Origin of the sequence: Pseudomonas sp. CNPSo 3701, from assembly GCF_028674975.1 — a bacterium.
Taxonomy (GTDB): Bacteria; Pseudomonadota; Gammaproteobacteria; order Pseudomonadales; family Pseudomonadaceae; genus Aquipseudomonas; species Aquipseudomonas straminea.
In genome coordinates this window covers 1,181,000-1,207,879 of record NZ_JAQZSI010000001.1, presented here as the reverse complement: position 1 = coordinate 1,207,879, position 26,880 = coordinate 1,181,000, and the positions used below count along the sequence as shown (strand labels likewise).

General features: G+C 65.2%; 20 protein-coding genes and 1 pseudogene. 15 read left to right on the top strand and 6 right to left on the bottom strand.

Annotated elements, in window-relative coordinates; all coding sequences use genetic code 11:
• Positions 1-38 precede the first annotated feature (38 nt).
• Genes PVA39_RS05485 through PVA39_RS05475 form a run of 3 tightly spaced genes read right to left on the bottom strand, consistent with a single transcriptional unit; the run spans position 39 to position 3,329 of the window.
• Positions 39-1,055, bottom strand: a complete 1,017-nt coding sequence (locus PVA39_RS05485; RefSeq protein WP_274123135.1) for a 4-hydroxythreonine-4-phosphate dehydrogenase PdxA — start codon at positions 1,053-1,055, stop codon at positions 39-41.
• Positions 1,052-2,011, bottom strand: a complete 960-nt coding sequence (locus tag PVA39_RS05480) for an amidohydrolase family protein (RefSeq protein ID WP_274123134.1) — start codon at positions 2,009-2,011, stop codon at positions 1,052-1,054. The genes PVA39_RS05485 and PVA39_RS05480 overlap by 4 nt, the downstream gene beginning before the upstream one ends.
• Positions 2,004-3,329 carry an MFS transporter gene (locus PVA39_RS05475; RefSeq protein WP_274123133.1) on the bottom strand — a complete coding sequence of 442 codons (1,326 nt, stop codon included), beginning with the start codon at positions 3,327-3,329 and terminating at the stop codon, positions 2,004-2,006. The genes PVA39_RS05480 and PVA39_RS05475 overlap by 8 nt, the downstream gene beginning before the upstream one ends.
• A 256-nt stretch (positions 3,330-3,585) precedes the next feature.
• On the opposite strand from PVA39_RS05475, the gene PVA39_RS05470 reads away from it, so the two are divergent.
• The 7 genes from PVA39_RS05470 to PVA39_RS05440 all read left to right on the top strand — a co-directional run bounded on the left by PVA39_RS05470 (position 3,586) and on the right by PVA39_RS05440 (position 12,349).
• The gene (locus PVA39_RS05470; protein ID WP_274123132.1) at positions 3,586-4,590 is read left to right on the top strand and encodes a tripartite tricarboxylate transporter substrate binding protein; all 1,005 of its coding nucleotides are present in this window, start codon (positions 3,586-3,588) and stop codon (positions 4,588-4,590) included.
• A 65-nt stretch (positions 4,591-4,655) separates the two neighbouring features.
• The gene (locus PVA39_RS05465; protein ID WP_093504022.1) at positions 4,656-5,186 is read left to right on the top strand and encodes a tripartite tricarboxylate transporter TctB family protein; all 531 of its coding nucleotides are present in this window, start codon (positions 4,656-4,658) and stop codon (positions 5,184-5,186) included.
• On the top strand, positions 5,183-6,703 hold the full coding sequence (locus PVA39_RS05460) for a tripartite tricarboxylate transporter permease (protein WP_075931395.1): 1,521 nt from the start codon (positions 5,183-5,185) through the stop codon (positions 6,701-6,703). Before PVA39_RS05465 ends, PVA39_RS05460 begins: the two co-directional genes overlap by 4 nt.
• Before the next feature lie 112 nt (positions 6,704-6,815).
• The gene (locus PVA39_RS05455) at positions 6,816-7,754 is read left to right on the top strand and encodes a LysR family transcriptional regulator (RefSeq protein WP_274123429.1); all 939 of its coding nucleotides are present in this window, start codon (positions 6,816-6,818) and stop codon (positions 7,752-7,754) included.
• Between the two features lie 121 nt (positions 7,755-7,875).
• The gene (gene plsB, locus PVA39_RS05450; RefSeq protein WP_093504026.1) at positions 7,876-10,359 is read left to right on the top strand and encodes a glycerol-3-phosphate 1-O-acyltransferase PlsB; all 2,484 of its coding nucleotides are present in this window, start codon (positions 7,876-7,878) and stop codon (positions 10,357-10,359) included.
• Between the two features lie 159 nt (positions 10,360-10,518).
• Positions 10,519-11,544, top strand: coding sequence for a peptidoglycan-binding domain-containing protein (locus PVA39_RS05445; RefSeq protein ID WP_274123131.1), 1,026 nt, complete (start codon positions 10,519-10,521; stop codon positions 11,542-11,544).
• Between the two features lie 127 nt (positions 11,545-11,671).
• Complete coding sequence (locus PVA39_RS05440; protein WP_274123130.1) at positions 11,672-12,349, top strand: DUF4197 domain-containing protein; 678 nt, start codon at positions 11,672-11,674, stop codon at positions 12,347-12,349.
• Between the two features lie 280 nt (positions 12,350-12,629).
• On the opposite strand, the gene PVA39_RS05435 is transcribed toward PVA39_RS05440, so the two are convergent.
• The gene (locus PVA39_RS05435) at positions 12,630-15,719 is read right to left on the bottom strand and encodes an efflux RND transporter permease subunit (RefSeq protein WP_274123129.1); all 3,090 of its coding nucleotides are present in this window, start codon (positions 15,717-15,719) and stop codon (positions 12,630-12,632) included.
• Between the two features lie 6 nt (positions 15,720-15,725).
• On the bottom strand, positions 15,726-16,829 hold the full coding sequence (locus PVA39_RS05430; RefSeq protein WP_274123128.1) for an efflux RND transporter periplasmic adaptor subunit: 1,104 nt from the start codon (positions 16,827-16,829) through the stop codon (positions 15,726-15,728).
• Positions 16,830-16,923: 94 nt separating this feature from the next.
• On the opposite strand from PVA39_RS05430, the gene PVA39_RS05425 reads away from it, so the two are divergent.
• From PVA39_RS05425 to hutC, 8 genes and pseudogenes are all read left to right on the top strand, one after another.
• On the top strand, positions 16,924-17,559 hold the full coding sequence (locus PVA39_RS05425) for a TetR/AcrR family transcriptional regulator (RefSeq protein WP_093504034.1): 636 nt from the start codon (positions 16,924-16,926) through the stop codon (positions 17,557-17,559).
• 58 nt (positions 17,560-17,617) lie between these two features.
• Positions 17,618-17,988 (top strand): annotated as a pseudogene (locus PVA39_RS05420) (GFA family protein).
• Between the two features lie 174 nt (positions 17,989-18,162).
• Entirely contained in the window at positions 18,163-19,380 is a 1,218-nt protein-coding gene (gene hutI / locus PVA39_RS05415; protein WP_274123127.1) for an imidazolonepropionase, read from the top strand.
• Positions 19,370-20,305 carry a formimidoylglutamase gene (hutG, locus tag PVA39_RS05410; RefSeq protein ID WP_274123126.1) on the top strand — a complete coding sequence of 312 codons (936 nt, stop codon included), beginning with the start codon at positions 19,370-19,372 and terminating at the stop codon, positions 20,303-20,305. The genes hutI and hutG overlap by 11 nt, the downstream gene beginning before the upstream one ends.
• Positions 20,306-20,385: 80 nt before the next feature.
• Positions 20,386-21,711, top strand: coding sequence for a YjiH family protein (locus PVA39_RS05405; RefSeq protein WP_274123125.1), 1,326 nt, complete (start codon positions 20,386-20,388; stop codon positions 21,709-21,711).
• Between the two features lie 38 nt (positions 21,712-21,749).
• The gene (hutU, locus tag PVA39_RS05400; RefSeq protein WP_274123124.1) at positions 21,750-23,411 is read left to right on the top strand and encodes a urocanate hydratase; all 1,662 of its coding nucleotides are present in this window, start codon (positions 21,750-21,752) and stop codon (positions 23,409-23,411) included.
• Positions 23,412-23,527: 116 nt separating this feature from the next.
• Positions 23,528-25,063 carry a histidine ammonia-lyase gene (gene hutH, locus PVA39_RS05395; protein ID WP_274123123.1) on the top strand — a complete coding sequence of 512 codons (1,536 nt, stop codon included), beginning with the start codon at positions 23,528-23,530 and terminating at the stop codon, positions 25,061-25,063.
• 163 nt (positions 25,064-25,226) lie between these two features.
• Positions 25,227-25,937, top strand: a complete 711-nt coding sequence (gene hutC, locus PVA39_RS05390) for a histidine utilization repressor (protein WP_274123122.1) — start codon at positions 25,227-25,229, stop codon at positions 25,935-25,937.
• On the opposite strand, the gene PVA39_RS05385 is transcribed toward hutC, so the two are convergent.
• Positions 25,938-26,792, bottom strand: coding sequence for a LysR family transcriptional regulator (locus PVA39_RS05385; protein WP_274123121.1), 855 nt, complete (start codon positions 26,790-26,792; stop codon positions 25,938-25,940).
• Positions 26,793-26,880: the final 88 nt, after the last annotated feature.

Genomic DNA, 26,880 nt, shown 5'->3' with positions numbered 1-26,880 from the left:
TGGCTCCTTGTTATTGTTTTTCTCGGAGAAGCGCCGGATCAGCCTCGCTGCCGACTGCCCATCCGACAGGCGATCTCGAAGGCCTGGCGGGTCGCGCCGACGTTGGCCTTGCCCTGCCCGGCGATGTCGAAGGCGGTGCCGTGGGCCGGTGTGGTGATGGGAATCGGCAGGCCGCCCTGCACCGTCACACCGCGGGAGAAGCCCATCAGCTTGATCGCGATCTGGCCCTGGTCGTGGTACATGGTCACCACCGCGTCGAAGGCTTGGCTGTCGCCCTGCACCTTGAGAAAGATGGTGTCGCCTGGGTACGGGCCGATGGCCTCGATGCCCTGGGCGCGAGCCTGCTCGACCGCCGGGCCGATAATGTCCAGCTCCTCGCGGCCGAAACTGCCGTTGTCGCCGTTGTGCGGGTTGAGGCCGCACACACCGATGCGTGGCTTTTCCAGGCCATTGCGCTTGAGCGCGGTGTCGATCAGCTCGATGGCCTGCACCACCCGCTGCTGGCTGATCAGGCCGGGCACGTCGGCCAGCGCCACGTGGGAGGTCACCCGCGAAGTCCACAGATTATCGAGCACATTGAATTCGCAGAAGGGGCCATCGAAGCCCAGGTATTCGGCGAACCAGTGCAGTTCGTCGCTATGGCCCATGCCGGCCATGTGCAGCGAGGTCTTGTTCAATGGCCCGAACAGAATGGCATCGGTGACGCCGTCGGCGGTCAGGCGCAACGCCTTCTCCAGAGTATCGAGGCTGTACTGGCCACCGATCACGCTGGCTTCGCTACGCGGGAAGTCGCCCTGAGCGCGACCGCGAAACGGCAGCAGCAGCGGCGTGTCGTCGGCTAAGTCCAGGGCATCGCTCGAATCGATGATGCGGTAGGGGAAGGATTGCCCGGCGATGTCCATGCCACGGCGCATTTCCGCTTCATCGGCGATCAGCAGCACCTGAGCCTTGCGGCGCACTTCGGGCTCGGCAAGCAGGCGGGCGATCAGCTCGGGGCCGATACCGGCGGGGTCACCCAGTACCATGGCCAGACGGGGAAGGGTCGAGTTGCTCATGCGGTTGTCCTCAGGTCAGGAGATGCGTCCGGAATGCGAATGACATCCGGCACGGTGCGATACAGGCGCTGCGCGTTGTCGTGAAACAGCTGTTGCTGCTGCTGGCGCGGCAGGTCGGCGACGATGCGCTTGAAGCCGCCGTAGATGTCGTCGAACGAGCCGCACAGGCTGTCGACCGGAAAGTTGCTGGCGAACATCACCCGCTCGGCGCCGAACATGGCGATGGTTTCACCCACGATCCAGGCGTTGTCTTCAACGCTCCAGCGCCGGCCTGGCAGGCCGATGCCGGACACTTTCACCGCCACGTTCGGGCAGTCGGTCAGTTTCGCCATCGCCGCGTGCCAGGCTGCCAGGCCCTGTTCGCTGCGATCCGATGGCAAACCGGCGTGGTTGAGAATCAGCTGGGTGCCGGGAAAGTCGCGGGCCAGCGCGATGGCTTCGGGCAGGTTCCACCAGGGCGTCTGCAGGTCGAAGTGCAGGCCGTGGCGCGCGAGTTCCGAGTAGCCACGACGCCAGGCTTCATCGCTCATCAGGGTACGCTGGGTACCAACGTCTGCTGGCGAAGCCGGGCCGCCGGGCTTGTGACGTACGCTGCGCACCCGCTGGAACGCTGCCTGGGCGGCCAGCACCTGGGCCGCATCCGGCGCATCCAGCCAGGCCTGGGCGACCACCGCATTGGGTGCGCCATAGCGCAGGGCGACCTCGTGAATGAAGGCGGTTTCGCCAATCGGGTCACACGGGTTCCACTCGGTTTCCACATACACGGTGGCCACCACCTGGTGCTCACCGGCATCGGCCATGTAGTCGTCCGGGTAGTAGGGCCGCTTGATGGCGCTGTAGTCGCCGTAGCGAAACGGGATGTTCTCCTCGCCCGACAGCCAGGGATGATGGTTGCGCAGCGGGTCCCAGAAATGGTGATGGGCGTCGATGATCGGCCCGTCGTACAGATCAGCCATGGGCCACCTCGGTTTTGTCCAGGGAGATCAGCAGGGTGCCGACGATGAACAGCCCCGAGCACAGCGCAAAGAAACCCAGCACCGCAGCGTAGCCACCAGCGTGTTGCAGCAGCAGGCCGACCAGAATCGGCACGGCGATGCCGCCCAGGCTGCCGGCCATGTTCATCACCCCGCCGATCAGCCCGACCCGCGCCGGCGAAGCCAGCAGCGCCGGGAAGCTCCAGTACAGGCTGCCCCACATCAGGAAGAACGCGGTCAGCGATAACAGGCCGACGGCCAGGTACGGATCGTTCAGGCTCGGCAGCAGCAGGAAGGCGACCAGCGCCACCAGCCCGGAGAGGCTCAGCAAGCTCTTGGCCGCCAGGCCACGGCGCACACCCTTGGCGATCAGCCGGTCGCACAGGAAGCCGCCGGTCAGCGAGCCGGCGGCGCCGCAGATGAAGATCACGAAGGTGGCAGCGCCGATGCCCTTGATATCGAAGCCGCGGGCCTGGGCCAGGTAGCTCGGCCCCCAGGTCAGCAGGCCGAAGAACACCATGGCCCAGCTGGCGCGGCCGAGCAGGATGCCGGTCAGCGAGCGGCGGGCGATGCCCAGGCCGCGCACGGTCTGTTTGGCTGCTTCGGCCATGGTCACCGCGCGGCCTTCGTTGATGGCTGCCAGCTCGGCGTCGTTGACGTCCGGGTGATCGGCGGGGTTGTCGCGCAGGTAGTGCCAGGCCAGCCAGGCCATGGCGAGCGTGGCGATACCGGCGATGAAGAACGCGGTACGCCAGGAGCCCAGCACGGCGATCAGGTAGGCGATGATCAGCCCGCCGAGGGCCACGCCCAGCGGCCCGCCACAATCCATCAACACCGCGCCGCGGCTGCGCTCGCCGCTGCCCAGCCACAACGAATTGAGCTTGCCGCCGGCGGGAAACAGCGGCGCTTCGGCAGCGCCCAGGGCCACCCGGGCGAACATCAGCGACAAGCCACCGGTGGCGAACGCGGCAAGGGTCTGGAAAGCGCCCCACAGGCCGGTCGACCAGCCGATCACGCGGCGCGGGCCGTAGCGGTCGATCAGCCAGCCGCCGGGGATCTGCAACAGGGCGTAGGCCCAGAAGAAGCTGCTGAGGATCAGCCCCTGCATGCTCGGGCTCAGGCTGAATTCATTGGCTATGACCGGCATGGCGATGGACAGGGAAACCCGGTCGACCAGGTTGATCACCGTGAGCGCGAAGATGATGGCGAAGATGCGCCAGCGCACCCGGGAAGGTTTGCCAGCCTGAACACCGGCCGAGGGGGTGCGCACCTGCAGGGCGACAGGTTGAGCCTGAGCCATGGGGAGTACCTCTGTGTTGTTGTTTTTGTAGTAGCGGGCGACGAGTGGTCAGCCCGGTCGAGCGAACTATCTGCCCGGCCAACGATAACCGTCTAATCAAAGCTTCTCATACGGACATAGCCTGGAGTTATCGCTGAGCAGGGACACCAGGCATAACCTGAGGCTATCGGAGTATCAGTTCTTTTGAGTGGACGCTTATCGACACCCTTCGCACACTCCAGGCAACCCACAAGAACGACAACAATGAGGTAGCCCCATGTACAGCCCCCGTACGCGTCATGTTCCGGCCCTGCTCGCCGCCCTGCTCTGCACCGCGCCATTGGCCGCCGTGGCGGACTGGAAACCCGAAAAGAACGTGGAGATCGTGGTGGCCGGCGGCCCGGGTGGCGGAACCGATCAGCTCGGCCGGGTGATCCAGTCGGCGATCACTCAGCACAAGCTGCTCGACGTCAACACCGTGGTGCTCAACAAGGGCGGCGGCAACGGCGCTGAAGCCTTTCTGGAGATGAAGCTCGCCAAAGGCGATGCCAGCAAGCTGGTGATCGGCACCAACAACATCTATCTGCTGCCGCTGGTGGCCAAGCTGGGTTACCAGTGGACGGACCTGACGCCGGTCGCAGCGGTGGCCGAGGATGACTTCATTCTCTGGACCTACCAGGGTTCGCCCTGGAAGGATGCCGCCGCGTTCAAGGCCGACCTGGCCAAGAATGCCGCAAACATGCGCGTCGGCGGCAGCCAGTCCAAGGACGTCGACCAGACCCTGTCGCTGCTGCTCGGCCAGCAGGCGGGCGCCAAGATCACCTACATCCCCTTCAAGAGCGGCAGCGAGGCGTCCACGCAACTGGCCGGCAAGCACATCGCTGCCAACTTCAACAACCCGGCCGAAAGCGTCAGCCAGTGGCGCGGTGTCCAGGTGGTGCCGCTGTGCGTATTCAGCCAGGCGCGCATGGGCTACACCCAGAAAGTCACCGAGACCCAGTCCTGGGCCGATGTGCCGACCTGCAAGGAGCAGGGCCTGGGCATCGACCAGTACCGTTTCCCGCGCACCGTGTTCCTGCCTGGCGGCGTCACCGACGAGCAGCGCGCCTTCTACGTCGAGCTGTTGCGCAAGGTCAGCCAGACGCCGGAGTTCAAGACCTACGTGGAGCGCTCCGCCCTGGCGCCGACCTTCCTCTCCGGTGATGAGCTGGTGAGCTACATCGAGAAGGATCGCGAGCGGGTTATCCCTGTGTTCAAGCAGGCCGGCTGGCTGCGCGAGTAAATCGCGCGCTCTCCCCGACCGGCGCTCAGGCGTCGGATTGCCATGCACAACACGAGGAAACCCTCATGTCCAACACCACGGATACGCCCCTGGTTGCCACCCGCTGGGTGGAGATCGGCCTGGCGCTGTTCACCGCTGCCCTGGGCGGCATCGTCATGTTCGGCGCCATCGAGATCGGCATCGGCTGGGGCGACGCCGGCCCCGAGGCCGGTTACTTTCCCTTCTACATCGGTCTGCTGATGAGCGCTGCCAGCGTCGGCAACCTGATCCTGGCACTGTTGCGCACGCCGGCGATGAGCGCCGCATTCGTCGGGCGCCAGGCATTCGGCCAGGTGCTGGCGGTGTTCCTGCCGATCGTGCTGTACGTAGCCACCATGCCCTTTGCCGGCATCTACCTGGCATCCGCAGTATTCATCGCCTGGTTCATGTGGCGTGATCGTCAGCGCAGCAAGCCCTATGGCATTGCGCTGATCGCGACCATCTCCTGCGGCGCGGCACTGGCCAGTTACCTGATCTTCTCACTGTGGTTCAAGGTGCCGCTGGACAGCGGCGTGCTGGGTGACCTGGTGGCCGTTGTCGGAGGGGCATTGCGATGAGCGAAATCGACTCCCTGATGCAGGGCATGGCCCTGATCCTGACCCCGCACCACATCGGCCTGATGGTCATCGGCGTGCTGCTCGGTATTCTCGTCGGCGTGCTGCCCGGCCTTGGCGCACCCAACGGTGTAGCACTGTTGCTGCCGCTGACCTTCACCATGGAGCCAGTGTCGGCGATCATCCTGCTCTCGTGCATGTACTGGGGCGCACTGTTCGGCGGCTCGATCACCTCGATCCTGTTCAACATTCCCGGCGAACCCTCGTCGGTGGCGACCACCTTCGACGGCTACCCCATGGCCCGCAACGGCCAGGCCGGCGAAGCGCTGACGGCGGCCTTCACCTCGGCGCTGCTCGGTGCGCTGGTCGGCGTGCTGCTGCTGACCTTCCTGTCGACGCGCATCGCCGAGTTCGCCATGGAATTCAGCTCGCCGGAGTTCTTCGCCGTCTACCTGCTGGCGTTCTGCACCTTCATCGGCATGAGCAAGAACCCGCCGCTGAAGACCGTGGTAGCAATGATGATCGGCTTCGCCATGGCCGCCGTCGGCATGGACACCGTGTCCGGCGAACTGCGCCTGACCTACGACCAGCCCTGGCTGCTCTCGGGCCTGAGCTTCGAGGTGGCGGTGATCGGCCTGTTCGGTATCGGCGAGATTCTCTGCACCGTCGAGGAAGGCCTGGTGTTTCGTGGCGAACGTGCACGCATCACACCGATGACCATCCTGCGCACCTGGGCCAAGCTGCCGCGCTACTGGCTGACCTGGCTGCGCAGCGCCCTGGTCGGCTGCTGGATGGGTGTGACGCCCGGCGGGCCGACTGCCGCCTCGTTCATGAGCTACAGCCTGGCGCGGCGCTTCTCGAAGAACCGCGACAACTTCGGCAAGGGCGAAGTGGAAGGCGTGATCGCCCCGGAAACCGCCGATCACAGCGCCGGCACCAGCGCCCTGCTGCCAATGCTGACCCTCGGCATTCCCGGCTCGGCGACCGCCGCGGTGATGCTCGGCGGCCTGATGATCTGGGGCCTGCACCCGGGGCCGACGCTGTTCGTCGAGCAGCACGACTTCGTCTGGGGCCTGATCGCCAGCATGTACCTGGGCAACGTGGTGAGCCTGATCGTGGTGCTGGCCACCGTGCCGCTGTTCGCCTCGATCCTGCGCATTCCGTTCTCGATCATCGCGCCGATCATCATCATGGTCTGCTCGATCGGCGCCTACTCGGTGCACAACTCGATGTTCGACGTTGGCCTGATGCTGATCTTCGGTGCACTGGGTTACCTGTTCAAGAAGCTCGGCTACCCCATCGCCCCGCTGATCCTCGCTGCGGTGCTGGGCGACAAGGCCGAGGACGCGTTCCGCCAGTCGATGCTGTTCTCCGACGGACAACTGTCGATCTTCTGGTCCAACCCGCTGGTCGGCAGCCTGACTACCGCCGCGCTGCTGATGCTGTTCTGGCCGCTGCTGGCCCGCGGCCTCAAGGCGCTGTTCGGCGCACGCCAGGGGCAGGCCCGTCATGTCTCGTAATCGCCAGCAGGCCGGGCTGTTCCTGGCCACGGCCACGGGGCGCTCGCTGATGACTGGCGAGCGTCGCGATTTCTTGTCACCCTTGGCCGATTCCCCTGCCACGAGCCGCGCCATGTCCCGCATTCCTGACGCCAGCATCATCCACAGCCGCCTGCGTTTGCGGCAGTTGCGCCTGATGCTGGCCCTGCAGGAGTTCGGCTCGCTGCGCCGGGCCGCCGAGGAGATCGGCATGACCCAACCGGCGGCGACCAAGATGCTCCACGAGGCGGAAAGCCTGCTTGGCGTCGAGCTGTTCGAGCGCCTGCCGCGCGGCATGCGCGCCACGGCGTTCGGTGAAACGGCGATCTACTACGCGAAGATGATCTTCGCCGAGCTGTCGGGCATGCGTGAGGAGTTCGCCGCGCTGGAATCGGGCAACCTCGGTCGGGTCACCATCGGCGCCATTCCGGCCCTGGCCTCGGGGTTGCTGACGCGCACCATCGCCACCCTGAAGAAGAGCCACCCGCGGCTGTCGATGAGCATCCAGGTCGACACCAGCGACGTGCTGGTGCAGGCCCTGCAACAGGACCAACTGGACGTGGTGTTGGGGCGGATTCCCGACGGCGCGCGCACCGATGACCTGCTGTTCGACAGCCTTGGCGAGGAAACCCTGTGCGTGGTGGCCGGCGCCCAGCACCCCATGGCTGTCGCCAGCAAGCTGACCTGGCAGGAGTTGCAGGACCTGACCTGGGTGCTGCAGCAACACCCCAGCCCGATGCGCACCATCATCAACCAGGCGTTTCACAACGCGCGGGTCGACATTCCCAGCAGCATCGTCGAAACCACTTCGATCATGACCCTGCTGTCGTTGTTGCAGCAGACCGACATGATCGGCGTGACCCCGGTATCGGTGATCAACGATTACCCGGCCCGCCACTTGCTCAAGATCCTGCCGATCACCTTCGAGCCGCGCCTGCCGCCCTACGGCCTGATCACCCGCAGGCACCGCATTCAGTCGTCGGCCATGCAGGCCTTCATCAATGCGGTAAAGGACGAACACGCCAACGAGTGACCGCCCCGCAACCGAGCTTTTCGCAACGAAACGGTAACTTTTACAAGATTTTGCCGACAGGGCGGCGATCCGGCACACTAGCGGCCCCGAGCTCCGGCTCGTCGCCGCAGCCAGATTTCGTATGACCCGCTCCCCGCTTCGCCGCCTTGCCTTCGGCACCCTGCGCCGCCTGCTGTACCTGTGGGTGCGCTCGGAAACCATCAACCAGTCGGCCTTCACCCTCAAGCTCGACCGCAGCAAGCCGGTGTTCTACGTGCTGCAGCAGCCGTCGGTGAGCGACCTGGCGGTGCTCGATCACGAATGCACCAAGGCCAACCTGCCGCGTCCGGTGTTGCCCGTGGCAGTGGGCAAGCTGATCGAGCCGGCGGCGTTCTTCTACCTGACGCCGGAGCCCGACTGGCTTGGCCGCCAGGACAAGCGCGGTATCTCGCCAACCCTGCAGCGCATGGTCGAAGCCCTCGGTGAAGATGCTGCCGAGCAGGCGCAGATCATTCCGGTCAGCGTGTTCTGGGGGCAGTCACCGAACCGCGAAACCAGTGCCTGGAAGCTGTTGTTCGCCGACAGCTGGGCAGTCACCGGTCGCCTGCGCCGGCTGGTGAGCATCCTGATTCTGGGCCGCACCACCCGCGTGCAGTTTTCCACGCCCATCCAGCTGCGCGACCTGGTCGAGCAGAACAAGGGCCAGGAACGCACCCTGCGCATGGTGCATCGCATCCTGCGTGTACACTTTCGCAACCAGAAGGCGGCGGTCATCGGCCCGGACGTGTCGCACCGCCGTAACCTGGTCAAGGGCCTGGTGCACGGCCCGCAGGTACGCCAGGCGATTGCCGACGAAGCCAGCCGCGAGAACATTTCCGTCGACAAGGCCGAGGCCCTGGCGCTGCGCTACGGCAACGAGATCGCCTCGGATTACACCTACACGGCGATCCGCTTTCTCGAACTGATCCTCTCGTGGTTCTGGAACAAGATCTACGACGGTATCAAGGTCAACCACATCGAAGGCGTGCAGGACATTGCCCAGGGTCACGAGGTGATCTACGTACCCTGCCACCGCAGCCACATCGACTACCTGCTGCTCTCCTACCTGCTGTTTCGCAACGGTCTGACGCCGCCGCACATCGCCGCCGGCATCAACCTCAACATGCCGGTCATCGGCGGTCTGCTGCGCCGGGGCGGCGCCTTCTTCATGCGCCGCACCTTCAAGGGCAACCCGCTATACACCGCCGTGTTCAACGAATACCTGCACACCCTGATCCGCAAGGGCCATCCGGTGGAGTACTTCGTCGAGGGTGGCCGTTCGCGCACCGGGCGTATGCTGCGGCCCAAGACGGGCATGCTCGCCATCACCCTGCGCAGCTACCTGCAGAGCCACCGCCTGCCGGTGGTATTCGTACCGGTGTACATCGGCTACGAGCGTGTGCTGGAAGGCCGCACCTACCTGGGCGAACTGCGCGGGGCGAGCAAGAAGAAGGAGTCGATCTTCGATATCTTCAAGGTCATCGGCGCGCTCAAGCAGCGCTTTGGCCATGTGTGGGTCAACTTCGGCGAACCGATCAAGCTCGACGCCTTTCTCGATGCCCAGCAGGCCGACTGGCGCGAGCAGAACCTGGGGCCGGATTACCGCCCGGCCTGGCTCAACGAGACCACCAACCGCCTCGGCGAACGCGTGGCCCAGCGCCTCAACGAGGCGGCGGCGATCAACCCGGTCAATCTGGTAGCCCTGGCGTTGCTGTCCACCAGCAAGCTGGCGCTGGACGAGCGCGGCCTGGTGCGCATTCTCGACCTGTACCAGAGCCTGCTGCGCCGCGTGCCCTACTCGCCGCACACCACGGTGCCGGAAGGCGACGGTCTGGCGCTGATCGAGCACGTGCGCGGCATGCAATTGCTCTCCGAACAGAAGGACGCGCTGGGCCGCATCCTCTATCTGGACGAGCAGAACGCGGTGCTGATGACCTACTACCGCAACAACGTGCTGCACATCTTCGCCCTGCCCGGGCTGATCGCCAGTTTCTTCCAGAGCAGCGGGCGGATGAGCCGCGAGCAGATCCTGCGTTTCGTCCACGCGCTGTACCCGTACCTGCAGTCCGAGCTGTACCTGCGCTGGACCGACGAGGAGCTGGACGAAGTGGTCGACCAGTGGCTCGAAGCTTTCGTCGAGCAGGGCCTGCTCAAGCAAGAGAGCGACCTCTACGTACGCCCGGCGCCCAGCTCGCGCAACTTCGTGCTGCTGACCCTGCTGTCGCGGGCCATCGCCCAGACGCTGCAGCGTTTCTACATGGCCAGCGCCCTGCTGCTCAATGCCGGGCAGAACGCGATCAGCGCCGAGGAGCTGGAGGAGCTGTGCACTGTCATGGCCCAGCGCCTGTCGATTCTGCATGGGCTCAATGCGCCGGAGTTCTTCGACAAGAGCCTGTTCCGCCATTTCATCCAGACGCTGCTCGACAAGGGCGTGCTGCGCCAGGACGAGGCCGGCAAGCTCAGCCACCCGCCGGCCTTCGCCGAACTGGCCGAAGGCGCCGCCAAGCGCGTGCTGCCGGCGGAGATTCGTCTGTCGATCCGGCAGGTGACCATGGATCGTAGTGAGGAGCTGCTCGACGGGCTCTGACAGCCCGGTTATCCAGCGGATGCATCGAGTGCGGCGGGCATTGTTGAGCTTTGCCGCCGCAGCACCTAAGATGCGTCGTTGGGGCCACTTAGGGCAGGGATTTTCGTGCGTTATCACACCATTCTAGGATCACTGGCGATCGTGGTTTCCGGTTGCGCCATGCAACCGTCCGCATCGACCTCTCAAGAAGAAAAGCCGGCACAACCGGCTCCCGTCGCAGAACAGACCGCCGCCGCACCCGCCAGCGCGCAACCCGCGCCGCAGCCGGTTGCCGCCGCCACGCCGAGCGAGGCGCCAGCCGCTGCGCCGGTCGCCCGCGAGCCGCAGGAATACGAGATCCAGCCTGGCCAGTGCTGGGTGCACGCCCAGGTGCGTCCGCGCCCGGTGCAGAGCACCCAGGAAGTGGTGGTCAAGGATTCGGTCAATAAGATCACCGTCACCCCCGCAGAGCTCGAGAAGGGCTTCAAGCAGGTGGTCACCCGTGAAGGCACCAAGACCTACCGCATCGAGCCGCCGACCTACCGCGTGGTCTCCGAGCAGGTTAAGGTGCGCCCGGAAGTGAAGCGCTACATCGTGGTGCCGGCTGTCTACGAGGACGTCAAGGAAACCGTGACCCTCGAAGAAGCCAAGACCGTGCTCGACCAGTGCCGCGCTGCCGGCACCCGTTATTCGAGCGGCACAGGCGCCATGTCCTTCTGCGCCCGCCAGGTGCCGGCCAAGCAGGAAGTGGTCAAGGTCAAGAAGCTGGTTTCGCCGGAGACCGTGCGGGTGGAAACCGACCCCGCGCAGTACAAGAGCGTGACCCGCTGGATCGTCGACAAGCCGGCCCAGGCCATCGAAGTCACCCTGGACCCGCAATACACCAAGGTCGCCTCCACCGAAGTGGTACGCCCGGTGGAAGCCAACCAGATCATCCTGCCGGAAGAGAAGCGCCAGCTTAAGGTCACCCGCTTCGAAGGCAACGCACGTATCGTTTCCCGGCAGACCATCTGCGATCCGGACATCAACGACGACCTGGTCACCCGCCTGCAGCAGAGCCTGGTCAAGCGCGGCTTCAACCCAGGCAGTGTCGACGGCAAGCTCGGCAAGCGCACTCTCGACGCACTGACCGAATTCCAGACCGCCAACGGCCTGGCCGTCGGCGCCCTGACCCTGGAAAGCCTCACCGCCCTGGAAGTCCAGTAACGCCGAACCGGCACGCCCGCAACGGGCGTGCCGCGCTCTCCCCGTCCTGCTTTACCTCAACCTTCGCCGCGCCCCTCGCCGGCCTGCTAAGCTCGCTGCTTATCTCCACCGTTCGAAGGTTACCGCCATGCTCCGCATCCCCGCTCTCGTCGCCGGCCTGCTGCTGTCCGCCAACGTGTTCGCCCTGTCGCTCTCCGACCTCAGCCAACAGGACGCCAGCGGCGGCCTCAAGGATGCCCTCACCCAGGGCGCCAAGGTGGCCGTGCAGCAACTCGGCAAGCCCGGCGGCTTCAGCAACAACCCCGAAGTGCGCATCGAACTGCCGGGCAAACTCGGCAAGGCCGCCAAGACCATGAAGATGATGGGCATGGGCGCCCAGGTCGAGCAGCTGGAAACCAGCATGAACAAGGCCGCCGAAGCCGCCGTACCTCAGGCCCAGGCGCTGCTGGTCGACGCGGTGAAGAAGATGACCGTGCAGGACGCCAAGAGCATCCTCGCAGGCCCCGAGGACTCGGCCACCCAGTACCTGAACAAGAGCAGCCGCGAGCAGATTCGCGCCAAGTTCCTGCCCATCGTCAAGCAGGCCACCGACCAGGTGGGCCTGGCCAAGCAGTACAACAGCTTCGCCGGCCAGGCGGCCACCTTCGGCGTACTCGACGCCAAGAGCGCCAATATCGAAAGCTACGTAACCGAACAGGCCCTCGACGGCTTGTTCGACATGATCGCCAAGCAGGAAGCCAGCATCCGCGAGAACCCGGCGGCGGCGGCCACCAGCCTGGCCAAGAAGGTGTTTGGCGCGCTGTAACTGGCAGGCTGCAAAAAAGGGGCTGGCGCGTTATGTGCCAGCCCCTTTTTTCTGCATGCGAGACGGATAGAGCGTCGTCGAGTCTACGACTGTAATGGCTGCAAGGTGGCGAAAGCGGCCGTTTACGTAAATTGTAGGAGGGGCTTTAGCCCCGAGCTCTTACACCCTCACAAAGCTCGGGGCTAAAGCCCCTCCTACAAAAGTAGAAGCGCCCGATGTCCGCTTTTGCCTTTCACCAACGTTCCCCAGCAACACGAGTTCTCAAAGCCCAATCAGGCCTTTAAATGTCACCCGCAGCCCGCGCCCTTTCGCCCGGCTTGACCCTGAACCACGCCGCATACAGCGCCGGCAGAAACAGCAGGGTCAGCGCCGTAGCCACCACCAGCCCGCCCATGATCGCCACCGCCATTGGCCCAAAGAACACGCTGCGCGACAGCGGGATCATCGCCAGCACCGCGGCCAGCGCGGTCAGCACGATGGGCCGGAAGCGCCGCACGGTGGCTTCGACGATGGCGTTCCAGCTGTCCAGCCCGGCCTCACGGTCCTGCTCGATCTGGTCGACCAGAATCACCGAATTACGCATGATCATCCCCGACAGCGCGATGGTGCCGAGCATCGCCACGAAGCCGAACGGCTGGCCGAACAGCAGCAGAAACAGGGTCACGCCGATCAGTCCCAGCGGCGCGGTGAGAAACACCATGACCATGCGCGAGAAGCTCTTGAGCTGCAGCATCAGCAGGGTCAGCACCACTACGATGAACAACGGCACACCAGCCACCACCGAGGCCTGGCCCTTGGCGGAGTCCTCCGCCGAGCCGCCCACTTCCAAGAGGTAACCATCGGGCAGGTTGGCGCGGATATCGGCCAGGGTCGGCAGGATCTGTTTGGTCAGCGTGGCCGGCTGCTGAGGCCCGTAGATATCGGCACGTACGGTGACGGTCGGCAGGCGGTTGCGGTGCCAGATCACACCCTCTTCGAAGCCGTACTCCAGGGCGGCGATCTGCGCCAGCGCCACGCTCTTGCCGCTGTCGGTGGGCACCGCCAGGCTCGGCAACCGCTCCAGCGCCTTGCGCTCGGTCGAGGTGCCGCGCAGGAGGATTTCGATCAGCTCGTTGTCCTCGCGGTAATCGCTGACCGACGAGCCGTTGAGCGAGCTGCGCAGGAAACTGGCCACATCGGCGGTGCTCACGCCCAGAGCCCGGGCGCGCTCCTGGTCGATGTTCAGGTACACCACCTTGCTCGGCTCCTGCCAATCGAGGTGCACGTTGACCACATCGGGGTTGGCGCGCACCTTGTCGGCGACCTGACGGGCCAGGGCGCGCACCTCTTCGATATGCTCGCCGGAGACGCGGAACTGCACCGGGTAGCCAACGGGCGGGCCATTCTCCAGGCGCGAGATGCGCGTGCGCAGGCTCGGGAATTCATCGCGCAACACGCCGATCAGCCAGGCGCGCACCGCTTCGCGCTCCTCGATGGATGTGGCCAGCACCACGATCTGCGCAAAGCTGGTGGCCGGCAACTGCTGGTCCAGCGGCAGGTAGAAGCGCGGCGAACCGGTGCCGACATAGGCCACGTAGTTGTCCACACCCGGGTGCCCAGTCAGGCGCTCTTCAAGGCGACGCACTTCGGCTTCGGTGGCGATCAGCGAAGCGCCTTCGGCCAGCTTGAAATCGACCATCAATTCCAGACGCCCCGAGGCCGGAAAGAACTGCTGCGGCACGAACCGGAACAGAAAGATCGAGCCGACGAACAGCGCCAGGGTCAGCACGATGACCGTCTTGCGCCAACGCACGCACCAGTCCACCAGGTTACGAACGCGATGATAGAACGGCGTGGCATAGGGATCGTGACCCTCGCTGCCACCATGTTTTTCTGCAGCGCGCTTGGCCAGGTCCGGCAGCAGCCGCGCCCCCAGGTACGGCACGAACATCACCGCGGCCACCCAGGACATCAGCAGCGCGATGGTCACTACCTGGAAAATCGAGCGGGTGTATTCGCCGGTGCCCGACTGCGCGGTGGCGATGGGCAGAAAGCCCGCCGCAGTGATCAGCGTGCCAGTGAGCATCGGGAAGGCCGTGCTAGTCCAGGCGAAGCTGGCCGCCTTGAGGCGGTCGTAGCCCTGTTCCATCTTGATCGCCATGATCTCCACGGCAATGATCGCGTCGTCCACCAGTAGGCCCAACGCCAGCACCAGAGCGCCGAGGGAAATCTTGTGCAGGCCGATGTTCAGGTAGTACATGGCGGCGAAGGTCATCGCCAGCACCAGAGGAATCGACAGCGCCACCACCAGCCCGGTGCGTAGCCCGAGGGAGAAGAAGCTGACCAGCAGGACGATGATCAGCGCCTCGGCGAGCACCTTCACGAACTCGCCGACACCGGTCTTCACCGCCGCCGGCTGATCCGACACCTTGCGCAGTTGCATGCCCGCGGGCAAGTTGTTCTGCAGGCGGGTAAATTCGCCCTCCAGCGCTTTGCCGAGCACCAGAATGTCGCCGCCCGGCTTCATGGAAACCGCCAGGCCGATGGCATCCTCGCCCATGAAACGCATACGCGGCGCCGGCGGATCGTTGAAACCACGGCTGACATCGGCCACATCGCCGATGCGGAAAGTGCGGTCGGCGACGCGGATGGGGAAGTCGCGAATTTGCTCGACCGTCTCGAAGTTACCGCTGACGCGCAGCTGCACCCGATCGGTATCGGTCTCGAAGAAGCCGGCCACCGGCATGGCATTCTGCTGCTCGAGGGCCTGCTGCACGGCAGCGAGCGGCAGCCCGAGATTGGCCATCTTGGTGTTCGATAACTCGATCCAGATCTTCTCGTCCTGCAGGCCGACCAGCTCGACCTTGCCGACATCCTTAACGCGCTGCAGCTGCAGCTGCACGCGGTCGGCATAATCCTTGAGCACCGCGTAGTCGAAGCCGTTGCCGGTCAGCGCGTAGATATTGCCGAAGGTAGTACCGAACTCGTCGTTGAAGAACGGCCCCTGGATTCCGGCGGGCAGCGTATGGCGAATGTCGCCGATCTTCTTGCGCAACTGGTACCAGAGTTCGGGAATCTCGTTGGAGTGCATCGAGTCGCGGGCCATGAAGGTGACCTGGGACTCGCCGGGCCGCGAGAACGAAACGATGCGCTCGTACTCGCCGGTTTCCATCAGCTTCTTCTCGATGCGCTCGGTCACTTGCCGCGACACCTGCTCGGCGGTGGCGCCAGGCCAGTTGGTCTTCACCACCATGGCCTTGAAGGTGAACGGCGGGTCCTCGCTCTGCCCCAGCTTGGTGTAGGACAGCGCGCCAACGACACCGAGCAGCAGCATGAGGTAGAGCACGATCTGGCGATGCCGCAGCGCCCAGGCAGACAGGTTGAACGACATCGGCGCTTACTCCTTGGCAGCCAGGTCGACGGCGCGGTTCTGCCGGTCCACCGGGCGCACCTGCTGCCCGTCCAGCAGCACCTGCACACCGGCTACCACCACCCAGTCGCTGGCCTTGAGGCCCTCAAGCACCGGCACGTTTTTCTCGCCAAAGGCGCCGACCCGCACTTGGGCGCGCTTGAGCGTGGAGGTTTGCGGATCGACCACCCAGACATACGGCTGATCCTTTTCCGCGCTCAGCGCCGACAGCGGCACAGCCAGCGGCACGTCGCCATTGCGGGCAATGAATACCCGCGCGCTCTGGCCGATCTCGACCTGTTTATCCGCGGCCTGCAGCGTCACCCGCGCGGCATAGGTTCGCGAACGCGGATCAGCCGCTGGCGACAGCTCACGCACGCGACCGACCAGCCGCTCGCCAGGCTGCGACCACAGTTCCACGGCCACTTCCTGGCCGATGGCGAGATTTCTGATTGTCTGCTCGGGAAGGTCGATCGCCACCTCGCGCTCGCCATCGGCGGCCAGCACGAACACGCTCTGTCCGGCCGCCACCACTTGCCCGACCTCGGCGCGGCGCTGCACGATCACCCCGCTTTGCGGCGCTTTCAGCACGGCGTACCCGGCCTGGTTGTCGGCAACGTTGAGTTCGGCGCGCACCTGGCGCAGACGCGCCTCGGCAGCGCGGTAGGTGTTCTCAGCGTTGTCCGCCTGGGATTTGCTGATCATCCCGCGCTGCTGCAGGGTGCGATAACGGTCGCGCTCGGCGCGCGCCAATTGCAGGTTGGATTCGGCCGCTTGCAGTTGAGCGCGACTGGCGTCGAGCTGCAGGCGCACGTCCTGCGGATCCAACTCGGCCAGTGGCTCATCCTTGCCGACCCGCTGGCCGACTTCGACCAGCCGCCGGGTGATCTTGCCGCTGATGCGAAACGCCAGCTCTGGCTCCAGCCGCGCTCTTATCTCACCCGGGTAACTGTCCACCTGCTCCGCTGCCAGCTGCGGCTGCGCCACCATCGCCGGCCGAATGCCCGGCTGCGGCGCCTGTGTATCGCTGCAGGCGGCAAGGAACAAGGCCAGGCACATGGGCGCGAGGCGATACAGAGCATGGCGAAACATGATGAGCGTCCTTGTTGGGGAACTTTTTCTAATATTTGTACTGCCGAGTATATTAAAAATAGCGTACTCGGCAGTCCAGTATTAAAATCGCCCGATGTCAGACACTTCATTACAGTCCAGCGGCCCCGGCCGACCCAAGGATCCCGCCAAGCGCGAAGCCATTCTCGAGGCAGCCAAGTGCCTGTTTCTGCGCCACGGTTACGCTGGCAGCAGCATGGATGCCATCGCCGCCCACGCCGGGGTTTCCAAGCTCACGGTGTACAGCCACTTCAACGACAAGGAGACGCTGTTCTGCGCGGCGGTGAAGGCCCGGTGCGAGGAGCAATTACCCGAGCTGTTCTTCGAATTTCCCGCTGGAGCGACCGCCCACAACGTGCTGCTGAATATTGCCCGTGGCTTCGTCCAACTACTCAACAGCAGCGAGTCCGTCGACTTGCATCGCCTGATGACCAGCCTGGGCGCCCAGGACCCGCAACTGGCGAAAATCTTCTACGAGGCCGGGCCGCAGCGCTTGCTCGCCGAGATGGAGCGCCTGCTGGGCAAGATGGACCAGAGCGGCCAGTTGCGTATCGAATCGCCGAAGCTCGCCGCCGATCAGTTCTTCTCCCTGCTCAAGGGCTGCGCCAACTTTCGCCTGCTGATTGGCTGCGGCGAGCCGGAAACCGAGGCACAGCAGGAGCAACATGCTCGTGCTACCGTCGAGCTCTTCCTGCGCGCCTATCGTCCCTGAGCCGTCAAGCGTTCGCCTACTGCTAGGGTTTCTGCCATGACTCAACAGGAGGTGTGGCATGGAACGATTCAGCGGCGGCTGCCTGTGCGGCGAGGTACGTTTCGAGGCCAGAGGCCAGCCTGACCGAGTCGGTATTTGCCATTGTCTCGACTGCCGTAAGCACCACGGCGCGCTGTTCTACGCCGCCGCGATCTTTGCCCTGCGCGCCGTGACGATCAGTGGCGAAACCCATAGCTACGCCGGGCGTCACTTTTGCCCACGTTGCGGCTCATCGGTATTCGCCCGCAGCGGCGATGAATCGAGATCCACTTGGGCGCCCTCGACGCGCCTGATCAGCTGCAGCCCACCTACGAATGCTGGACGAGCCGGCGCGAAACCTGGCTGCCGGTCTTTTCCGTCAGCAAGCGCTATCCCAAGGATCGCACCTGATTCTTTAAGCCAGCCGCTGATCGCATTACCGCGCTTGTGCAGTCATGCCCAACCAATATGTATACACATAGCCATCTCATAGCACCTCATCGACAGCGCAATTGATCGCCTGGCTCTTGACCAGACCGTACCTTTCGCTTAATTGTATATACATTACAAGAAAGGACGATCTACATGGTTTCTTCTCAGTCCACCCGCCTGCTCTGGCGCAACGTCACGCTGTTCGACGGCCTCGAACAGCTCCCCGAGCCGATGGCCGTTCTGATCGAGAACGATCGTGTGGCGGGCCTGTGGTCGGAAAGCGAGTTCGATATGCGTCTGGCTGGCGACGCCGAGCAAGCAGCAAGCGGCGGCGTGATGACTCCGGGACTGGTCGATTGCCACACCCATCTGGTGTACGCCGGTGACCGCGCGGGTGAATTCGAGCAGCGCCTGGAAGGCGTCAGCTACGAAACCATCGCCCGCAACGGCGGCGGCATCCTCAGCAGCGTGCGCGCTACCCGTGCCGCCAGCGAAGACGAGCTGATCGCCGCCAGCCTGCCGCGTCTCGATGCGCTGCTGGCCGATGGCGTGACCACGCTGGAGATCAAGTCCGGCTACGGCCTGACCGTTGCCGACGAGCTGAAGATGCTGCGTGTGGCCCGTCGCCTCGGTGAGCTACGCCCGGTGCGGGTGCTCACCACGCTGCTCGGCGCCCATGCCCTGCCGCCGGAATATGCCGGGCGCGCCGACGACTATGTGAGCCTGGTCTGCGACGAGATGATTCCGGCCGCTGCCCGTGAAGGGCTGGCCGATGCAGTGGATGTGTTCTGCGAGGGCATCGGCTTTTCCCCGGCGCAGTGCGAACGCATCTATCAGGCAGCCCAGGCCCACGGCCTGGCGATCAAGGCCCATGCCGAGCAACTGTCCAACTTGGGCGGCAGTGCCCTGGCCGCACGCTACGGCGCGCTGTCCGCCGACCATATCGAATACCTGGATGAGCCCGGTGTGCGCGCCATGGCCGAGGCCGGCACCGTCGCCGTGTTGCTGCCCGGCGCCTTCCATGTGCTGCGCGAAACCCAGTTGCCGCCCATCGACCTGCTGCGCCAGTACGGCGTGCCGATGGCGGTGGCCAGCGATGCCAACCCCGGCACCTCGCCGATCTGCATGCCAACGCTGATGGCCAACCTGGCCTGCACCCTGTTTCGCCTCACCCCGCGCGAAGCCCTGGCCGGCATGACCGCCCACGGCGCCCGCGCCCTCGGTCTGCCAGATCTCGGCCGCATCGCCGTCGGCGCACCCGCGGATCTGTGCCTGTGGGATATCCAGCAACCGGCCGAACTGGCCTACGCGGTTCAGGCCGGGCGTCTGCGCCAGCGCGTGTTCAATGGAGTCGTGACCTATGCTCGCTGATCGTCACTCGATGCCCGCCTGGAGCGGCCGTACCGATCCGGAAACCGACAGCGCGCGCTGGCACCAGCGCATCCAGGCGCTGGCAGAAAACAGCCAGCCTGGCCTGGCCCTGCTCGGCTTCGCCTGCGACGAAGGTGTGCGCCGCAACCATGGCCGTGCCGGCGCCGCCGCTGCGCCGCAAAGCGTGCGCAAGGCCCTGGCCAACCTGGCCTGGCACCGCCAGGCGCCTGCCTATGACGCCGGTGACGTGACCTGCGAGGACAGCGACCTGGAAGCTGCCCAGGCGCGCCTTGGCCAAAACGTCTGCGCACTGCTGGACGCCGGCCATCTGCCGCTGGTGATCGGCGGCGGTCACGAAGTGGCGTTCGGTAGCTGGTCGGGTCTGGCCGAGCACCTGTCTGGCAACCCAGCCCCAAAAATCGGCATCGTCAATTTCGACGCCCATTTCGACCTGCGCGACCCGGCCCATGTGCATTCCTCCGGCACGCCCTTCGCGCAGATCGCCGAGCAGTGCGCCGCGCGTGGCTGGCCGTTCCGCTATGCCTGCCTGGGCGTCAGCCGTGCCAGCAACACCCGCGCGCTGTTTGCCCGTGCCGCCGAGCTGAACGTGCTAGTGCGCGAGGATCATGAGATTCGCGAGTCGACCCTCGATGCCATCGGCGCCGAGCTGGACGCCTTCGCAGCCGAGTGCGATGCGCTCTACCTGACCATCGATATCGACGTGCTGCCGGCCTGCGAAGCGCCGGGCGTCAGCGCGCCAGCCGCCCGTGGCGTGCGCCTTGAACTGCTGGAGCCGCTGCTCGAACGGCTCAAGGCCAGCGGCAAGCTGCGCCTGGCCGACCTGGCTGAGATCAACCCGGAATACGACATCGACAACCGTACCGCCAAGGTAGCGGCGCACCTGATTCATCTGCTCAGCCTCTGAGCCCGACGCTTTCCCGCACAACAACAATTACGAGGAAACCCCGATGTTCATCACCGCCCGCCGCGGCCAGGAGCCGCGTCATGTCTGAGTCCCTGTCCTTCAGCGGCGGCGTATCGCGCCCACGCGCCCAGGCGCGCCTGCTGGGTTACAGCCTGATCGGCCTGCTGCTGTTCTTCGTGCCGTTCGAGATCGCCGGGCGTTCGACCATCCTCCTCGACCACGCGGCCAGCACTCTGCAATTGCATGCGCGGCCACTGGTGATCAGCGTGGCGCTGCTGTTCATGCTCTACGGCGCCCTGGCGCCCTGGCTCGACGGCAGTTGGCGGCGCAGCCTGACCCACAGCGTCTTCAGTGTGCTCAAGGTGTTCGGGCTGCTGATCGGCGCCGCCTACCTGTTGCAGCTCGGCCCGCAGGCTTTGTACCAGCCGGACATGCTGCCATTCCTGTTCGAGAAGCTGGTGCTTAGCCTGGCGCTGATCGTGCCGCTGGGTTCGCTGGCCCTGGTATTTCTGATCGGCTTCGGCCTGCTGGAGCTGATCGGCGTGCTGATGCAGCCAGTGATGCGGCCGATCTGGCGCACGCCGGGCAAGTCGGCCATCGACGCCGTGGCATCCTTCGTCGGCAGCTACTCGGTGGGCCTGTTGATCACCGACCGCATGTACCAGCAGGGCCATTACAGCGTGCGCGAGGCGGCGATCATCGCCACCGGCTTCTCCACCGTGTCGGCACCGTTCATGGTGATCATCGCCAAGACCCTGGGCCTGATGGGCCAGTGGAACCTGTATTTCTGGGGCGCCATGGCGGTGACCTTCGCCGTCACTGCGATCAGCGCACGCATCTACCCGCTGTCGCGCCTGCCGTCCGAGTCCACGCCTGAGGCGCAGCTGCAACCCGGTGAGAGCCGCCTGCGCAGCGCCTGGCTCGCCGGTATGCAGCAGGCCAGCGTGGCGCCGTCGCTGGGCTCGGCGCTGCGTGAAACCTTCGTCGATGGCCTGCGCATGACCGCCGCCATCCTGCCGAGCATTCTCGCCGTCGGCCTGCTCGGGCTGCTGGCTGCCAAGTACACGCCCTTGTTCGACGCCCTCGGCGTGCTGCTTTACCCACTGACCTGGCTGTTCGGCCTGGACGAACCCATGCAGGTCGCCCGCGCCCTGTCCGCCGGCCTGGCCGAGATGTTCCTGCCGGCGATGCTGCTCAAGGACGCCGACATGCTGGTGAAGTTCGTCACCGCCATCGTTTCGGTCAGCAGCGTGCTGTTTCTCTCCGCCTCGATTCCCTGCGTGCTGGCCACGCGGATTCCGCTGAGCCTGGGCCACCTGCTGCTGATCTGGCTGCAGCGCACCCTGCTCAGTCTGCTGCTGGCCATTCCGCTGGCTTACCTCGCGCAATTTCTGGGTTGGCTCTGACCGCCCATCACTGACCCGTTCCCACAGGAGCACGCAACATGACCAAGTTCCGCGATACCGAAATCCGCGCCCCGCGTGGCACCACGCTGACCGCCAAGAGCTGGCTGACCGAAGCGCCGCTGCGCATGCTGATGAACAACCTCGACCCAGACGTGGCCGAGAACCCTAAGGAGCTGGTGGTCTATGGCGGCATCGGCCGCGCCGCGCGCAACTGGGAGTGCTACGACAAGATCGTCGAGAGCCTGACCAATCTAGATGACGACGAGACCCTGCTGGTGCAATCCGGCAAGCCGGTCGGCGTGTTCAAGACCCACGCGGGCGCCCCGCGCGTGCTGATCGCCAACTCCAATCTGGTGCCGCACTGGGCGAGCTGGGAGCATTTCAACGAGCTGGATGCCAAGGGCCTGGCCATGTACGGCCAGATGACCGCTGGCAGCTGGATCTACATCGGCAGCCAGGGCATCGTTCAGGGCACCTACGAGACCTTCGTCGAAGCCGGTCGCCAGCATTACGGCGGTGACCTCAAGGGCCGCTGGGTGCTGACCGCGGGCCTGGGCGGCATGGGCGGCGCCCAGCCGCTGGCCGCCACCCTGGCCGGCGCCTGCTCGCTGAACATCGAATGCCAGCAGACCAGCATCGATTTCCGCCTGCGCAGCCGTTACGTCGACGAGCAGGCCACCGATCTGGACGACGCCCTGGCGCGTATCGCCAAATACACCGCTGAAGGCAAGTCCATCTCCATCGCGCTGTTGGGCAACGCCGCCGAGATCCTGCCGGAACTGGTCAAGCGTGGCGTACGCCCGGACATGGTCACCGACCAGACCAGCGCTCACGATCCGCTCAACGGCTACCTGCCGATCGGCTGGAGCTGGGCCGAATACAAGGATCGCGCAGCCACTGACCCGGCTGGCGTGGTCAAGGCCGCCAAGCAATCCATGGCGGTGCATGTCCAGGCCATGCTCGACTTCCAGAAGATGGGCGTGCCGACCTTCGACTACGGCAACAACATCCGCCAGATGGCCAAGGAAGAGGGCGTCAGCAACGCCTTCGATTTCCCCGGCTTCGTCCCGGCCTACATCCGCCCGCTGTTCTGCCGCGGTATCGGCCCGTTCCGTTGGGCGGCGCTGTCCGGCAACCCCGAGGACATCTACAAGACCGACGCCAAGGTCAAGGAACTGATCCCCGACGATGCTCACCTGCACCGTTGGCTGGACATGGCCCGCGAGCGCATCGCCTTCCAGGGCCTGCCGGCGCGTATCTGCTGGGTCGGCCTGGGTCTGCGTGCCAAGCTCGGCCTGGCCTTCAACGAAATGGTGCGATCCGGTGAGCTGAGCGCGCCGGTGGTGATCGGACGCGACCACCTGGACAGCGGCTCGGTGTCCAGCCCCAACCGCGAGACCGAAGCGATGCAGGATGGCTCCGATGCCGTGTCCGACTGGCCGCTGCTCAACGCCCTGCTCAACACCGCCAGCGGCGCCACCTGGGTGTCGCTGCACCACGGCGGCGGCGTGGGCATGGGTTTCTCCCAGCATTCGGGTATGGTCATCGTCTGTGATGGCACCGATGAAGCCGCCGCGCGCATTGCCCGCGTACTGACCAACGACCCGGGTACCGGCGTGATGCGTCATGCCGATGCCGGTTACCAGATCGCCATCGATTGCGCCAAGGAGCAGGGCCTGAATCTGCCGATGATCGGTTAAGACAAGTTCGACGCCGGCCCGTTGGGCCGGCGCATCAATCACTGCACGTATCGCGACTTCAGCCGTTATTCGGCTCTGATTCGCCAGACGCGAACTCAACCGTGGAAGAACAGAACATGACCACCCTGAACCTGAAACCTGGCCAACTGACCCTGGCCGATCTACGCGCTGCCTACCAGGCCCCCGTGCACCTGACCCTGGACGCCAGCGCCCACCAGGCCATCGAAGCCAGCGTCGCCTGCGTCAACCAGATCATCGCCGAGGGCCGCACCGCCTACGGCATCAACACCGGCTTCGGCCTGTTGGCCTCGACCCGCATCGCCAACGACGATCTGGAAAAGCTGCAGCGTTCTCTGGTGCTGTCCCATGCCGCCGGCATCGGCGAGCCGCTGAGCGATGCCATGGTGCGGCTGATCATGCTGCTGAAGATCAACAGCCTGGCGCGCGGCTTTTCCGGCATTCGCCGCCAGGTGATCGAGGCGCTGATCGCCCTGGTCAACGCCGAGGTTTATCCGCATATCCCGCTGAAAGGCTCGGTCGGTGCCTCCGGTGACCTGGCGCCGCTGGCGCATATGTCATTGGTGCTGCTCGGCGAAAGCCAGGCGCGGCACCAGGGCCAGTGGTTGCCGGCCAGCGAGGCGCTGGCCATCGCCGGCCTGGAGCCGATGACCCTGGCCGCCAAGGAGGGCCTGGCCCTGCTCAACGGCACCCAGGTGTCCACTGCCTACGCCCTGCGCGGCCTGTTCGAGGGTGAAGACCTGTACGCCGCCGCCAGCGTCTGCGGCGCGCTGAGCGTCGAGGCGCTGCTCGGTTCGCGCTCGCCTTTCGATGCGCGCATCCATGCCGCCCGCGGCCAGCGCGGGCAGATCGACGCGGCGGCGGCCTTCCGTCACCTGCTGGGTGACAGCAGCGAGATCGGCCGCTCCCACGCCGCCTGCGACAAGGTGCAGGACCCCTACTCGTTGCGCTGCCAGCCCCAGGTCATGGGCGCCTGCCTGACCCAGTTGCGCCAGGCCGCCGAGGTACTGGCAGTGGAAGCCAACGCGGTATCCGACAACCCGCTGGTATTCGCCGCCGAAGGCGAGGTGATTTCCGGTGGCAACTTCCACGCCGAGCCGGTGGCCATGGCTGCCGACAACCTCGCCCTGGCCATCGCCGAAATCGGCGCGCTGTCCGAGCGGCGCATCTCGCTGATGATGGACAAGCATATGTCGCAGTTGCCGCCGTTCCTGGTGGCCAATGGCGGGGTGAACTCCGGCTTTATGATCGCCCAGGTGACGGCGGCAGCGCTGGCCAGCGAGAACAAGGCCCTGGCCCACCCGCACAGTGTCGACAGCCTGCCCACCTCGGCCAACCAGGAGGACCACGTATCCATGGCCCCGGCTGCCGGCAAGCGCCTCTGGGACATGGCCGCCAACACCCGTGGCATCCTCGCCGTGGAATGGCTGGGCGCCTGCCAGGGCCTGGACTTCCGTGAGGGGCTGAAAAGTACCCCGGTGCTGGAGCAGGCGCGCCAGACCCTGCGTGCCCAGGTGCCGTACTACGTCGAGGACCGCTTCTTTGCCCCGGACATCGCCGCCGCTGACGAGCTGCTGGCCGAACGGGTGCTGACGCCGTTGCTGCCGGCCGGCATGTTGCCGTCGATAGACTGAGCCGCGCTACGTTTTGTAGGAGCCACGCTTCGCGGCGAATGGTAGTTATGCCGCAGGTCTTGCTGAGTGGCTACGACCGCTTTCGCCCCGAGGCGGGGCTCCTACGAGATCAGTTGTATGGCTGATGTATCATCCGCGCACCGGGCATTACCAAGGAGTTGCCGTGACCAGTTCCACCCCGCGCTACAAGGCCATCGAGGATTTTCTGCTCGAGCGCATCGGCAACGGTGACTACCCGTTACATCACCAGATTCCACCCGAAGAGCAGCTGGCCAGGGATTTCTCGGTCAGCCGGATGACCGCCAACAAGGCCATCAACAACCTGGTGCAACAGGGTTACCTGATTCGCCAGGCGGGCCTGGGCACCTTCGTCACCGACCGCAAATCCGAGTCTTCACTGCACGAGGTGATGAACATCGCCGCCGAAGTGCGTGCCCGCGGCCATACCTATTCCAACCGCATCCTGCGCAGCGAAGCGCTGGCCGCCGATGACGAGGTGGCGTTGCGCCTGGGCCTGCGCATCGGCGCCGAGGTATTTCACAGCATCCTCGTGCACCTGGAAGACGGCGTGCCGATCCAGCTCGAGGATCGCTTCGTCAATCCGCGCTGGGTGCCCCATTACCTGAGCAGCGACTTCTCCAGGCACACCCCCAATGAAGTGCTGGTCGCCAGTTGCCCGATCAGCGACGTGGAGCATGTGGTCGAGGCCGTGCACGCCGACGCCCGTACTGCCGAATGGCTGGACATCGCACCGGGCGCCGCCTGTCTGTCGATGATCCGCCGCACCTGGTCGAACGAGCACCTGATCAGCTATGTACGCCTGCTTCACCCGGGCGAACGCTACAAGCTGCGCTCGAGCACCAAGCACCGCTGATCAAAGGCGAAAGTGCTGATGAATGGCCTGGGCCAATAGCTCCAGGGCCTCGTCGTGCTGTGCCTGGGCCGAGCGCAGGAACATCACCTCGTGCTCGGCGGCCTGGGGCAGCTCCTCGACGATGCGCATGAGACTGCTCATCTTTGCGCGATCCATCAGGGTGATCGCCAGCCCCGACTCGACGCAGGCCCTGATGGCCTGGCTGGACGGGCTGTCGAGCACTACCCGCCAGCTATAGCCGGCCGCTTTAAGCGACTCCAGCATCAGGCTGCGGTACGGGCAGTCAGCCGCATGAATGGCCAGCGGGATGATGCCCTTTGCCGGCTGCGGACGGGACGCCGCGGCGACCCACACCGGCGTGGTGGCGACCAGCACCTGGGCGCAGTGCTCACGCTGCCCCAGCGGCAGGGTGAGCACTGCGCCGTGCAGCTTGCCGGCCTGCACCTGCTCACGCAGCGTATAACTGGGCGCGGTCTTCACCTCCAATACCACGTTGGGCCAGGCCGCAGCGAAGATCGGCAGGATGTCGCGGATCACATGGGCGGCGTATTCGTCGGGTATCCCCAGACGGATGCGCCCGACCAGTCGCGGGCCGTGCAACTCGGCGAGTACCCGATCATGGGTGCTGAGCAATTCGCTGGTCGAGCGCAGCAGCCGCTTGCCCAACACCGTCAGCGCCACCGACTGATTGTCGCGGTCGAACAGCCGGCCACCGGCGACCGTCTCCAAGCGCTGGATATGCACGCTGATCGCCGCAGGGCTCTTGTGCAGCTGTTCGGCAGCAGCCTTGAAGCGCCCGCTGCGCGCCACGGCGTGAAAGGTGCGGATCAGTTCGATGTCGAGCACGGCGCTCATGATTCATAAACTCCGAACTACTGATTCAATACATTTTGATTTATTAGATTACCTCGCTTTCGTAGCCTGCACCTACATCCTCTATCCG